Source organism: Hymenobacter norwichensis DSM 15439, from assembly GCF_000420705.1.
Classification (GTDB): domain Bacteria; phylum Bacteroidota; class Bacteroidia; order Cytophagales; family Hymenobacteraceae; genus Hymenobacter; species Hymenobacter norwichensis.
Genome location: NZ_ATVL01000007.1, coordinates 928,541 through 941,209, shown reverse-complemented (window position 1 = coordinate 941,209; position 12,669 = coordinate 928,541). Strand labels below are relative to the sequence as shown.

Below are 12,669 nucleotides of genomic sequence, written 5' to 3'. Positions count from 1 at the left end.
ACTTGTTTTCCTGTAGCCTATCCGCCTGCCATTTACTTACTCATTCCCTAAGTCCTGAACATGCAGCTTCTTATCCTCAACGGCCCCAACCTCAACCTGCTGGGTCGGCGCGAGCCGGGCATCTACGGCACCCGCTCCTTCGACGATTATTTGCCGGAGCTGCGTGCCGCTTTCCCCCACCTCACCATCGAGTATTTCCAAAGCAACCACGAAGGCGAACTGCTCGATAAGCTGCACGAAGTGGGCTACACGTACCACGGCATCGTGCTCAATGCCGGCGGTTACACCCATACCAGCGTAGCCCTTGGGGATGCAATAGCGGCCATCAACGCCCCAGTGGTGGAGGTGCACCTCAGCAACCTGCACGCCCGCGAAGATTTCCGCCAGAAAAGCTTCATCGGCAAGCATTGCGTGGGCAGCATCACGGGCTTCAAGCTGGAAAGCTACCGGCTGGCCGTGCAGTATTTCGACAGCCTCCGGCCTAAGCGCCTGGGGTTTAAGGTATAGATAAGCGTGAAAGTGTGAAGTGGTGAAATGAGGAGTTGATGGGTTTGCACAATCCGTGCAAGTGGCAGCGTTGTAACAACCACTTCACAATTTCACACTTCACAATTTCACCTCCCCTACCTTTACGCTTCCGTTTCCTCTAGCCTTTCCAACTCATGTATACATTCAATCCTGGCCCGTCGCAGGTGTACCCACAGGTACGCCAGTATCTGCAAGATGCGTTTGACGAGGGCTGGCTGTCGGCTCCGCACCGGGGCGAACGGTTCACGGGGCTCATGCGCCAGACCATAACCGAGCTGAAAAACAAGCTCAACGTTCCACAGGACTACACCGTGTTCTTTATGAATTCGGCCACCGAGTGCTGGGAAGTTCTCACTCAGAGCCTGACGCCCAACAAGAGCCTACACCTGTATAGCGGCGCGTTTGGCGAGAAGTGGTACGAGTACGCCAAGGCCCTGCGGCCTGCTACCATCGGCCTCCCGTTCGGTCCCAACGAGGTGCCCGACGTAGCCACCTTGCCCCTCCCCGACCCGGAAATCGACTTGGTGTGCATCACCCAAAACGAAACCAGCAACGCCACCCAGCTGCGCGACAGTTTCATCCTGAACTTGTACAACCGCATCGGCAATTCGCTGCTGGCTGTGGATGCCACGTCGTCGTTGGCGGGCATCCAGATGAAGTATATCAAGGCCGATATCTGGTACGCCTCGGTGCAGAAGTGCTTTGGGTTGCCGGCCGGCTTGTCGTTGATGATTCTCTCGCCGCGGGCCGTGGACCGGTTCCGCCAGATCAACGAGCGGAGCCACTACAACTCGCTCACGGCGCAATACGAGAAAATGCTCAACTTCCAGACCACGCACACCCCCAACGTGCTTGGCATCTATCTTCTGAGCCGCGTGTTGCAAGACCGGGAGCCCATCAAAACAGTGCACCAGCACCTAGTAGAGCGCGCTACCAAGCTCTACGACTACTTCGAGCAGGCCACCCAGCTCACGCCGCTCATCACCAACCCGGAAACCCGCTCGACCACCGTAATCGGCCTGCAAGCCGCCCCCGCCCTCATCGACGAGGTGAAGCGTAGCGCCTTGGCGCAGGGCCTACAGCTCGGCAACGGCTACGGCAACTGGAAAGCCGGCAGCCTACGCATTGCCAATTTCCCCGCCATTCCCGACGAAGCCTTCGAGCAGCTGGTCCAATTCTTCGCCAAGGAATTCGCGTAAAGGCGAAATGGTGAGATGGTGAAATGGTGAGTTTGATGTTTGAACTGCGCCACTTACACAAATGACGCAAGCCGAACGTCAAACTCACCATTTCACCACCTCACTATCTCACTGTATGTTCAGTCTCAAGGAAATATTCTCCGTCACGCTCACGTTGTTCGCCGTGATTGATGTGCTGGGTTCCATCCCCATCATCATCCAGATTCGGCAGCGGGAAGGCCGGATTCAGTCCGAGAAGGCCACGCTGGTAGCCGGCGTGCTCATGGTGGTATTTCTGTTTTTGGGGCAGAGCATTCTGAGCTTGTTTGGCGTTGATTATCAGTCGTTCGCGCTGGCCGGTGCTATTATCATCTTCCTCATTGGCATGGAGATGATTCTGGGTATCGAACTGTTCCGGCACAATCCGTTGGCCACTACGGGTTCTATCGTGCCGCTGGCGTTTCCCATCATTGTGGGGGCCGGCACCATGACCACGCTGCTCTCGTTGCGCGCCGCCTATTCACTCCCTAACGTATTGGTGGGCATAGCGTTAAACCTGGTATTCGTGTACGGCGTGCTCAAAAGCAGCGCCTGGATTGAGCGCAAGCTGGGCAAAGCCGGCGAAGACATTCTGCGTCGCGTGTTCGGCGTGATTCTGCTGGCTATTGCCATTAAGCTCTTTAAATCGAATTTCTGATTCTCTAGCCCGTCATGCAGAGCGCAGCGCAGCATCTCGCGGGGCGTCATTGGGTCACCGTCTGCAACGTCAGCACGCGAGATGCTGCGCTGCGCTCTGCATGACGTTCTTTTCACTTCCTCATACCTATCTCTCTTGATTTACCTCTTCACCGACGGCTCCTCGCGCGGTAACCCTGGCCCTGGCGGCTACGGCGCCATTCTGCGCTTCGGGCAGCATGAAAAAGAGCTAACTGAAGGCTTCCGCCTGACCACCAACAACCGTATGGAGTTGCTGGCCATCATTGTCGGCCTGGAAGCCATCAACCGCCCCGAGTTGCCCATTACCGTCGTGACGGACTCAAAGTATGTGGTAGATTCAGTGGAAAAGAAGTGGGTGTTCGGCTGGGAGAAAAAAGCCGATTTCGGCAAGAAAGCCAACGAAGACCTTTGGCGCCGCTTCCTGAAAGTATATGCCCAGCGCAAAGTGTCGTTCAAATGGGTGCGCGGCCACAACGGCCACCCCGAAAACGAGCGGTGCGACCAGCTCGCCGTGCGCAGCGCCACCGGCACCCGCTTGCTCATCGACGAAGGTTACGAGCTAATTGAGGCCCGACGGGCATAATCCACTACCTTTGCCCGCGTGACAAGTCGCTCCACCGCGGCGCCGCAAGGCGACGAGGAAAGTCCGGGCAACGCAGAGCACCCTGCTTCCTAACGGGAAGGATGTGCCGCAAGGTGCAGACAGCCAGTGCCACAGAAAACTACCGCCTACGTTGCCTTCGGGCAGCCGGTAAGGGTGAAAAGGTGCGGTAAGAGCGCACCAGCGGGCGGGCAACTGTTCCGGCTGGGTAAACCTCAGGGGTTGAAAGACCAAATAAGCGGGCATGCTAGTCTTCGGGCTGGCACCGGGCGGCTCGTCCGGCGTCCGTGGGTAGGTTGATGGAGCCTTTCCGCGAGGACTGGCCTAGATAAATGGTGGAGACGCCGCCTTTCGGGGTAGCGGACAAAACCCGGCTTACAGACTTGTCACCCCCAACAAAAAGGTGGCCGCAACACACGTTGCGGCCACCTTTTTTGCTATGATGCGGCTTGTCAGGCCGTCATGCTGAGCTTGCCGAAGCATCTCTACCGCTTCGCCTGAACCGTTACGACGAAGCGGTAGAGATGCTTCGGCAAGCTCAGCATGACGTTCTTTATTAACCTGTTACTTCTTATTAGCGGCACGAATGGCTTTCACTTCTGCAGCGCTAATTGAGGTGGCTTTGTTACCGAAGCTGTTGCGCACATAGGTTAGCACAGCGGCTATTTGTTGATCGGTCAGGAAGTCGTAAGATGGCATGGCGTTGTTGTATTCCTCGCCGTCAATGTCAACGCCCTGCAAACCGTTGAGTACCACTTTCACGATGCGCGTTTTGTCGCCAAGTACGTAGCTGGTTTTGATGAGCGGCGGATTCAGGCCGTCCACTCCGCCCCCATCGGCTTGGTGGCAGCTCAGGCAAGTTTCAGTGTACACGGTTTTGCCTTGCGCAATAAGGGCGGCAGCCGGAGCAGCTGCTTTGGCCTTAGGGGCTGGTTTCTTTTGGGCCGAAGCAGACGCACCACAGAGCAGCAGGCCGGCAAGAGCAACTAGTAGCTTCTTCATTAAAACGCTTATTTTTTGGCGTATACGATACGGTAAACGGTGCCCGCTTTGTCGTCGGAAACGTAGAGCGAGCCATCCGGACCCTGGGCCAAGCCGCAGGGCTTGTGGTCGGCGCGGCCGGTGGCGGCCTTCTCTGGTGAGCCAGCGAAGTTATCGGCAAATACCTCCGATTCGCCGCTGGGTTTGCCATTCTTGAAGGGTTGGAATACCACGTAGTAGCCTGCTTGCGGCTCAGGAGCGCGGTTCCAGGAACCGTGGAAGGCAATGAACGCGCCGTTGCGGTACCGCTCCGGGAACATAGTGCCGGTGTAAAACAGCAGCGCGTTCGGGGCCATGTGGGCCGGGAAAGCCGCGGCCGGCTCGATGAAGTTGCCGGTGGCTTCCTTTTTGCCATCGCCACCGTACTCCGGGGCCATCATTTTCTTGTGCTGCTGGCCATCATAGTACATGTAGGGCCAGCCGGCGTTGTCGCCTTTTTTGAGGGCGTACAAGCATTCAGCTGGCACCTGCGCCGACTGCTTGGTATCGTAGAGTTCGGGGAAGATGTCGTGGAGCTGGTCGCGGCCGTGCTGCATCACGAAGAGCTGGTTGGCCTGCTGGTTCCAGTCGAGGCCCACCACGTTGCGCAGGCCGGTGGCATAGCGGGTACCGTCGCCGTAGGTCTGGTTGAGCTTGTCGGCGCGGAACTGCCAGATACCACCAGCGGAATCCAAAATCGGGCAATTGGGCTGGCCGAGCGAGCCTTTCTGCCGGTCTTTCACCTGGCACGAGTTGGAGTAGGCCCCCACGTTCACGTAGATGTTGCCGCTGTTGTCGAGCACCACCGATTTGCTTTCGTGCTGGCGGCGGTTTATCAGGCCAGTGATGATTTTTTCGGGCTTCTCTGGGTTGGTCACTTCGCCCTTGGCATCGAGCTTGTAGCGGAACACTTCTTCGTCGGAAGAGGCGTACAGGTAGCCGTCTTTGGCGTAGAGGCCGGTGCCGCCGTAGCTACCGAAACCAGTGGTTGTCTGCGTTTTGCCGTCAGCGCCGGGGCGAATCATCAGAATACCCTTGCCCGACTTATCAGGCCGGTTCAGCTTTGCGTAGATAACGCCCTGGGGCGTCACGACTACGTGACGGGTGCGGGCACCCGTTTCCACCACTTTCAGCGCCCCAAAACCGGCTGGCAGCTTTAGACCAGCGTTGTCGGCATCGGGGGCGGGCGGCCCTACCTTGCTAGTGAGGGCGTAGAGCGACAGGCTGCCGACCAGGGCCGTGGGCACCAGCAGCAAGCGGAGTAGGTTGTTTTTCATAGGTAGGATTTGGATTCAGTTGTCGGAAGAAAGGTAACCTGTCAGTCTTACAAAGAGGCTGGTTTCCGGTTTGAGTTGCTTAACTGCATTCCGAGGAAGGAAGTTGTCGGCACTCGCTCCAGAGATACCACCGAAAACGGAAGCTATAGGCGTTTCGTACGCTTCACTATTTCCCAAGAACGGCTTTTCGCTACCTTCGCTGCTCTTCGCACCCATCTGTTTTTCTGAAATTGGTATGCCCCGCATTCTTATCATCGACGACGAAAAGGCCATCCGCAATACGCTGAAGGAGATTCTGGAATATGAAAGCTACCAGGTAGACCAGGCCGAAGACGGCCCGACTGGCCTCGACATGCTGATCCGCGACAAGTACGACGTGGTGCTCTGCGACATCAAGATGCCCAAGATGGATGGCATTGAGGTACTGGAGCGCGCCCGCATTGTGGCGCCTGATGCGGCCTTCATCATGGTATCAGCCCACGGCAACGTGGAAATGGCCGTGGATGCCACTAAAAAAGGCGCCTACGATTTCCTCCAGAAGCCACCAGACCTGAACCGCCTGCTGGTAACCGTCCGCAACGCCCTGGACCGCACCAAGCTGGTAGCTGAAACCAAAACGCTGAAGAAGAAAGTCGCCAAAAGCTCGGAAATGGTGGGCTCGTCGGAGGCGCTGGGCGCGGTGCGCAAAGCCATTGAGAAAGTTGCCCCCACTGATGCCCGCGTACTAATTACCGGCCCTAACGGCGCTGGCAAGGAAATGGTAGCCCGCCAGTTGCACGAGTTAAGCAACCGCGCCAACGGCCCGATGGTGGAAGTGAACTGCGCCGCTATTCCCTCCGAACTGATTGAAAGCGAGTTGTTCGGCCACGAAAAAGGCTCGTTTACGTCGGCCGTGAAGCAGCGCATCGGCAAGTTCGAGCAGGCTGATGGCGGCACACTGTTCCTCGACGAAATCGGCGACATGAGCCTTTCGGCCCAAGCCAAAGTGCTGCGGGCGTTGCAGGAAAGCAAAATCACCCGCGTCGGCGGCGAAAAGGAAATTTCGGTGAACGTACGGGTGCTAGCCGCCACCAACAAAAACCTGCTCCAGGAAATAGCCGACCGTAACTTCCGCGAAGACCTGTACCACCGCCTCTCGGTTATCCTGATTCAGGTGCCCGCCCTCAACGACCGGCGCGACGACATTCCAGAGCTTATTGAGAAGTTCCTCAAGGACATTGCCAACGACTACGGCAACAAGCCCAAGAAAATTGACGCCGATGCCCTCACTTACCTAAAGGGCCTCGACTGGCGCGGCAACATCCGGGAGTTGCGCAACGTGGTAGAGCGCCTCGTTATCATGAGCGACGACACCATCTCGGAAGCCGACGCCAAAGCATTTGCGGGGAAATAACCTCAGCAGCCATTAGCTGTTTGTTGTAGAAAGGAAACGTGCGGGCCGAAAGTAGCTGTAGCAGCTGCTTTCGGCCCGCACGGCTATTTAACTCCCACGATTTTCAGGTGATTATGGAAATGTTCTTTAGTGAGTTGTTCGGGTTGGAGGCAACCGCAAAAACCATGACGCCGGGGCAAATGTGTGCCCGCACGTTGGTGGTATTTGTGCTGGCGCTGGTGCTGCTGCGCTTATCGGGTCGGCGCACGTTTGCCAGCAACAACTCCCTCGACATGATTGTGAAGTTCATGATGGGGGCCATCCTGAGCCGCACTATCACCGGCGACGCCTCGTTTCCGGGCACCTTGGCCGCCGCTATTACGCTAGTAGCCGTGCACCGGGCGCTGGCCTACGCCGTGTTTGCGTTTCCGTGGCTGCACCGTTTGGTGAAGGGCGAAGCATCGGTGCTGGTCGAGGGAGGACAGATCAACCAGAAGGAATTACGGAGTGCCAACATCAGCGAAGATGACATGCGAGCCGACGTCCGAAGCACTGCCAATGTGGACGATCTAGCCGAAACGAAAACGGTGCGACTGGAACACGACGGCTCCATCAGTGTGATAAAGAAAAAGTAGCAGTTGCCATTCCGTGCTCGGCATCACACCATCTGGTTACAGCCGCGCACATCGGAGTTGTCGAGGCGGCCTAGCACCTCAAATGAGCCATCAGGGTACATGCGGGCTAGGTCCTTGGTTTCGATGAAGGCACAAGAATCCACATTGGCTAGGTCGATGACGTTGAGGGCACCGTCGGGGCGAGACTCGCTGACGGAAAACGGGTCGGCGGGGTCCCGGAGCAATACGCGCAACTGGGGCGGGGCATGGAAGCGGCCGTCGCCGAGGCTGTAGGCTTGGCTGAGCAGTTCGGTCATGCCATACTCGGAGTGGATGCCAGCCGGGCCAAAGGCCTGTCGTAGCTCGTGGTGCAGCTCTTCCCGAATCATTTCGCGGCGTCGGCCTTTCATGCCGCCGGTTTCCAGCACCGTTAGGTTTTGCAGCTCGGGCGCGGCCCCCACTTCGGCAGCCAAGTCCAGCAGAGCATAGCTCACCCCAAACAGCATCACGCGCCGGCTGGCATCCTGCTTCGCCTCGCGCAAGGCCTGCAACAGCGCGGCGTGGTCGTGCAGGAAAAACGCGGGCTGCGTCTGGCCCGACTGTTTGGCGAAGTAATCGACCATAGCCACCAACGACGAGTGCCCCTGCTCCAGATACGAGGGCAGTAGCGCCAAAAACGTCCAGCTGGTTAGTGCCCCATAATACTGCTCGAAGATGCGGGCCGCATTCTGCCGGTATAGCTGCGGTTCGCGGACTTGGTGCTGGCTGCGTTGCTGCAACGTGGTGCCGCTACTCAGGAACAGTTCCTGCGGCTCCCACACTTCGGGTTCGGTACGCACATCCTGAGTTTTGAAAAACTCGATGGGCAGAAACGGGATGTCGGTAAGCTGCTGAACGGCGGCGGGCGTACAACCTAATGCCGCTAGGTAGGCTCTATAGGGTGGACAGTGTACCGCCTGATGCTGGAACAGGCGCAGGGCGGCAGCGGGTACCTCGGCGGTATTCAGGTGTGGTAGCTGCCTTATGTGGTCTTCACGGAAACTCATTGCCAGGGAACTGGGTTAGCAAAACATATAACAATTGCGGTACAACTTCGTTGAGAAACTGTACCTTTTGCCTGCCGCCACGGTGGCTTCACTGGTCTGATTCTTCTTTATGGACATGTTGCGTACACTTCGTTTTGGGTTGCTTTTCGCGTTTAGCGGCATGGTAGCTGCCTCCTGCATCAACCCACCCGACTTTCCCGATACTCCCAGCATCGAGTTTAAGTCGCTGCAAGTACAGCGCCTGCCCTCCGCTCCTGGTTTGCAGCCCATTGACAGCATTACAGTCACCATTGAGTTCAAAGACGGTGATGGTGATTTAGGCCTCAATAGTGAGGAATACAGCAATCCGCCTTACAACCGGTTGAATAGTGATAACACTATCAACCTGAACCACTGGAATTACTTCTTTAAGATATTCGTCAAAGACAGAAACAATCAGTTTGTGCAGCGTACTACGTTGATCAATGGTAGTCCGCTAGACCCCACTCAGTATTACGGGCAGTTTCCCCACTTAGAGCCTAATGCGGACAAGAAAGCTCCACTGAAAGGAGAGCTGTACTTCGGCCAGACATTTGGTCTGGGCGACGTTTTTGTACCGGGTGAGGAAGTACGTTTCGAAATCACCATCAAAGACCGCGCCCTCAATACCAGCAATACAGTAACAACCAACAGCTTTACAGTGGTACGTTAGCCTTGCTGATTGCCAAAACAAAACGCTCCCCCGGCACGCTTCACGCAACGCCGGGGGAGCGTTTATTTTAATACGAAAGCCTAATAAATAGCCGGGAATTGTTTTGGGTCGGCTTCGCGCATCATCTCATACACCGTATCGAACACATCTTCGGCGTTGGGCTTCGAGAAATAGTCGCCGTCGGAGCCGTAGGGTGGGCGGTGGGCATGGGCCGCCAAGCAGCGCGGAGCCGAGTCGAGGTAGCGGTAGGCATCCTGGTCATCAAGGACTTGCTGCATCATGAAGGCAGTAGCGCCGCCGGGCACATCTTCGTCGGCGAAGAGCACGCGGCTAGTTTTCTGGATGCTGTCCACAATAACGTGCTCCAGGTCGAAGGGCAGCAGGGTTTGCACGTCCAGCACTTCCACCGAAATGCCGACCTCCGCCAGTTGGGTGGCGGCGTCCAGCACAATGCGGCACATCGAGCCGTAGGTGACGATGGTCAGGTCGGTGCCTTCGCGTAGGGTTTCGGGCACGCCCAGCGGCAAGGTAAACTCGCCCACGTTGCTTGGAATCCGCTCTTTGAGGCGGTAGCCGTTCAGGGGCTCAATTACAATAGCGGGCTCATCGGAACGTAGCAGCGTATTGTAGAATCCGGCGGCTTGGGTCATGTTGCGCGGCACGCACAAATGAATGCCTCGGATGGCACCTAATATCATCTGGATGGGTGAGCCGGAGTGCCAGATGCCTTCAAGACGGTGCCCCCGGGTGCGCACGATGAGCGGCGCTTTCTGCCCGCCTTTGGTACGGTATTGCAGGTTAGCCAGGTCGTCGCTCAGGATCTGGATGGCGTAGAGCAGGTAGTCGAGGTACTGAATTTCAGTTATCGGGCGCAGGCCGCGCAAGGCCGCCCCTATGCCCTGCCCTACAATGGTGCACTCCCGAATGCCGGTATCCGTCACGCGTAGCTCGCCGAATTTGTCCTGCAAGCCTGCAAAAGCCTGGTTCACGTCGCCGATGCGGCCTACGTCTTCGCCGATGGCGAAAATGCGCGGGTCGCGCTGGAAGTTGGCGTCGAAGCAGGCTTGTAGCACCTCCCGGCCATCTACCTGGGCGGTATCGGCGGCAAACTTGGCAGGCACTACCTCAATGTTGCCAATGGCTTCTTCGCTTTGGCTGAACAGGTAAGAGTTGTAGCGGTCAGCGTTTTCGGCCAAAGATTGGTCGAGCCAATTGAGCAGTTCGCGGCGGGCGACACTGCGCTTACCCCGCACCTGGCGCAACACCCGGCGCACTGTACGCACCAAATCGGCCCGGATGGGGGTTTGGTTTTGGGCGAGGTGCGCCACCAGTTCGTGTAGCTCGTTTTCAGTGCCGCTTTCCGCTACCAGTTGGTTGAGGAGCGCTACCACTTCGTCGCGCTCCTCTTTAATAGGGTTGAAGAAAGCGGCCCAAGCGGCTGTGCGGGCTACTTTCACCGCCTCGCGCGACTCATTTTCAATATGGGTTAGCTCGTCTTCGGTGGCGTGGCCTTCAGTAAGTAGCCACTCCTTCATTTTCAGCAGGCAGTCGTGCTCCTGCTCCCACACCAGCCGGTCTTTGGACTTGTACCGCTCGTGTGAGCCGCTGGTGCTATGGCCTTGGGGCTGGGTTACTTCGGTTACGTGAATGAGTACGGGTACGTGCTGGGTGCGACACAGCTCGGCAGCACGCTGGTAAGTGTCCACTAGGGTGGTGTAGTCCCAGCCTTTCACCACGAAAATCTCGAAGCCCGGCTCACCTTCCCCGTCGCGCTGCAAGCCCATCAGAATGGCTGATATGCTCTGCTTGGTGGTCTGGTACTCAGCGGGTACTGAAATACCGTAGTGGTCGTCCCAGACGCTCATCAGCATCGGAATCTGGAGGACACCGGCGGCATTCAGGGCCTCGAAGAACATGCCTTCGGAGGTGCTGGCGTTGCCGATGGTACCAAATGCCACCTCGTTGCCATTCACCGAAAACTGCTCGTACTGGTGCAACTCAGAGTTCTGGCGGAACAGCTTGGAAGCATAGGCCAATCCCACCAGGCGGGGCATCTGGCCGGCCGTAGGCGAAATATCGGCCGACGAGTTCTTGCTGGTTGCCAAGTTCTTGAAGTTGCCGTCTTCATCCAGAATACGGGTGGCGAAGTGGCCGTTCATGGCCCGGCCGGCCGTGGCAGGCTCGGCTTCCGCGTCGGTGTGGGCGTAGAGCTGGGCGAAATACTGCTGCAAGGTCAGCTCACCGATGGCCAGCATAAACGTCTGGTCGCGGTAGTAGCCCGCGCGCCAGTCGCCGGCCCGGAAGGCGCGGGCCATGGCCAGCTGGGGCAATTCCTTGCCGTCGCCGAAGATGCCGAACTTGGCTTTGCCCATAAATACCTCCTTACGGCCCGCCAGCGAGGCGTACCGGCTTTCCCACCCGAGGCGGTAGTCGCGCAGAAGTTCGTCTTTACTGAGAGTGGCCGTGATGGCCAGCAGGTCGGTAGCTTCGGTAGTGGGCATAAAGGGATGGGGCGGATGTAGATACTGCAGCCGGCTGGAAGGCCGGTTGCGGAAGTAGGAGCCACAAAAGTACGGATTTGGCCGGGAGGTTTCGTTGAGACCCAACGAGGGGTGTTTTTGTTTATCTTTGGGAGGTTGGTTGCCAGTTATGAGTTACCAGTTGCCAGATTCCTTCTTGGAAGGGGAAACAAACAACTCATGCATAGCGACCGGCAACTCATAAGTGACAACAACTCATACCCTCTATGAAACACTTTGCCTCACTTTTCCTGGCCGTACTGGTTTGCCTCGGCGCCCGCGCCCAGGGGGTTATCACCTTCGAGAAAGACATGCACGACTTTGGCAGCGTGCCCGAAGGCACCATGGCCACGCATGAGTTCAAGTTCAAGAACACTGGCAACCAGCCCGTGGTTATTGCCAACGTGCAAGCCAGCTGCGGCTGCACCACTCCCGACTGGACCAAAACGCCAGTAATGCCCGGCAAATCGGGTATCGTGAAGGCCATGTACAGCAGCGCCGGCCGGCCGGGTGTGTTCAACAAAACCGTAACCGTTACCAGCAACGCCAGCGTACCGAGCGTGGTGCTCAGCATCAAGGGCGACGTGGTGAACAAGGAGCAGGCCAAAGCCAGCATGACGCCCGCCCAACTGGCGCAGTCGCCACGCATGGTGCTGGACCGCACCGCCCACGACTTCGGTAAGATTGAATCGGGGCAGCAGCCGGTGGCTAAGTTCACAGTAAAGAACCCCGGCAAGCAGCCCCTGGAGCTCGGCATGATTACTTCGGCTTGCAACTGCGTGGGCTACAAGTCGGTGCCGCCAGTTATCAAGTCCGGCCAGAGTGCCGTGGTGGAGTTGCTGTACGCCCAGCGCCAGACCGGCCAGATGTCGGACGTGGCCACGCTCAGCTCCAACGACCTGAACGGCGACGTGAAGATTACACTGAAAGCCAACATCGTGCGCGACCTGAACGGTAGCAGCATGGTGAAGGAAAGCAGCGCCACGGTGCCCTTCAAGTAAGACATATAAAGTAGCTGCCTGCTGCTGATACCACATAATAAAAGCGGCCGCGCAAGAACATCTTGCGCGGCCGCTTTGTGTTTAAAGGAATACTGTATGCGTTAC

At 57.5% G+C, this 12,669-nt stretch carries 12 protein-coding genes and 1 other RNA gene; 9 read left to right on the top strand and 4 right to left on the bottom strand.

Going from position 1 to position 12,669, the window contains the following annotated elements:
- The first annotated feature begins 60 nt into the window (after window positions 1-60).
- From aroQ to rnpB, 5 genes are all read left to right on the top strand, one after another.
- The gene (aroQ, locus tag G536_RS0110185) at window positions 61-507 is read left to right on the top strand and encodes a type II 3-dehydroquinate dehydratase (protein ID WP_022823491.1); all 447 of its coding nucleotides are present in this window, start codon (window positions 61-63) and stop codon (window positions 505-507) included.
- 155 nt (window positions 508-662) lie between these two features.
- Window positions 663-1,727, top strand: coding sequence for an aminotransferase class V-fold PLP-dependent enzyme (locus tag G536_RS0110180; RefSeq protein ID WP_022823490.1), 1,065 nt, complete (start codon window positions 663-665; stop codon window positions 1,725-1,727).
- Window positions 1,728-1,842: 115 nt separating this feature from the next.
- Window positions 1,843-2,403, top strand: a complete 561-nt coding sequence (locus G536_RS0110175; RefSeq protein WP_022823489.1) for a MarC family protein — start codon at window positions 1,843-1,845, stop codon at window positions 2,401-2,403.
- A gap of 135 nt (window positions 2,404-2,538) precedes the next feature.
- Window positions 2,539-3,006, top strand: a complete 468-nt coding sequence (rnhA, locus tag G536_RS0110170; protein WP_022823488.1) for a ribonuclease HI — start codon at window positions 2,539-2,541, stop codon at window positions 3,004-3,006.
- Between the two features lie 18 nt (window positions 3,007-3,024).
- Window positions 3,025-3,418: RNase P RNA component class A (gene rnpB, locus G536_RS30590), an RNA gene on the top strand.
- A gap of 170 nt (window positions 3,419-3,588) precedes the next feature.
- Here the strand turns inward: rnpB and G536_RS0110165 are convergent.
- Together G536_RS0110165 and G536_RS0110160 are read right to left on the bottom strand one after the other, a co-directional pair.
- The gene (locus G536_RS0110165; protein ID WP_022823487.1) at window positions 3,589-4,026 is read right to left on the bottom strand and encodes a c-type cytochrome; all 438 of its coding nucleotides are present in this window, start codon (window positions 4,024-4,026) and stop codon (window positions 3,589-3,591) included.
- Between the two features lie 8 nt (window positions 4,027-4,034).
- Window positions 4,035-5,321 carry a PQQ-dependent sugar dehydrogenase gene (locus G536_RS0110160; RefSeq protein ID WP_022823486.1) on the bottom strand — a complete coding sequence of 429 codons (1,287 nt, stop codon included), beginning with the start codon at window positions 5,319-5,321 and terminating at the stop codon, window positions 4,035-4,037.
- Window positions 5,322-5,556: 235 nt separating this feature from the next.
- Here G536_RS0110160 and G536_RS0110155 point away from each other — a divergent pair, with 235 nt between their 5' ends.
- Window positions 5,557-6,714 (top strand): sigma-54-dependent transcriptional regulator, encoded by a 1,158-nt coding sequence (locus G536_RS0110155; protein WP_022823485.1) that lies wholly within the window; start codon window positions 5,557-5,559, stop codon window positions 6,712-6,714.
- Window positions 6,715-6,827: 113 nt separating this feature from the next.
- Window positions 6,828-7,328 (top strand): DUF421 domain-containing protein, encoded by a 501-nt coding sequence (locus G536_RS0110150; RefSeq protein WP_022823484.1) that lies wholly within the window; start codon window positions 6,828-6,830, stop codon window positions 7,326-7,328.
- A 23-nt stretch (window positions 7,329-7,351) separates the two neighbouring features.
- On the opposite strand, the gene G536_RS0110145 is transcribed toward G536_RS0110150, so the two are convergent.
- A complete protein-coding gene (locus tag G536_RS0110145; protein ID WP_022823483.1) occupies window positions 7,352-8,353 on the bottom strand; it encodes a long-chain-fatty-acid--protein ligase in 1,002 nt (333 codons plus the stop codon).
- A gap of 115 nt (window positions 8,354-8,468) precedes the next feature.
- Here G536_RS0110145 and G536_RS0110140 point away from each other — a divergent pair, with 115 nt between their 5' ends.
- Window positions 8,469-9,044, top strand: coding sequence for a hypothetical protein (locus G536_RS0110140; RefSeq protein ID WP_157530537.1), 576 nt, complete (start codon window positions 8,469-8,471; stop codon window positions 9,042-9,044).
- An 80-nt stretch (window positions 9,045-9,124) separates the two neighbouring features.
- Here G536_RS0110140 and G536_RS0110135 read toward each other — a convergent pair whose 3' ends face one another.
- Window positions 9,125-11,545 carry an alpha-ketoacid dehydrogenase subunit alpha/beta gene (locus G536_RS0110135; protein WP_022823481.1) on the bottom strand — a complete coding sequence of 807 codons (2,421 nt, stop codon included), beginning with the start codon at window positions 11,543-11,545 and terminating at the stop codon, window positions 9,125-9,127.
- A gap of 245 nt (window positions 11,546-11,790) precedes the next feature.
- Here G536_RS0110135 and G536_RS0110130 point away from each other — a divergent pair, with 245 nt between their 5' ends.
- Window positions 11,791-12,564, top strand: a complete 774-nt coding sequence (locus G536_RS0110130) for a DUF1573 domain-containing protein (protein WP_022823480.1) — start codon at window positions 11,791-11,793, stop codon at window positions 12,562-12,564.
- The last annotated feature ends 105 nt before the right edge of the window (window positions 12,565-12,669 follow it).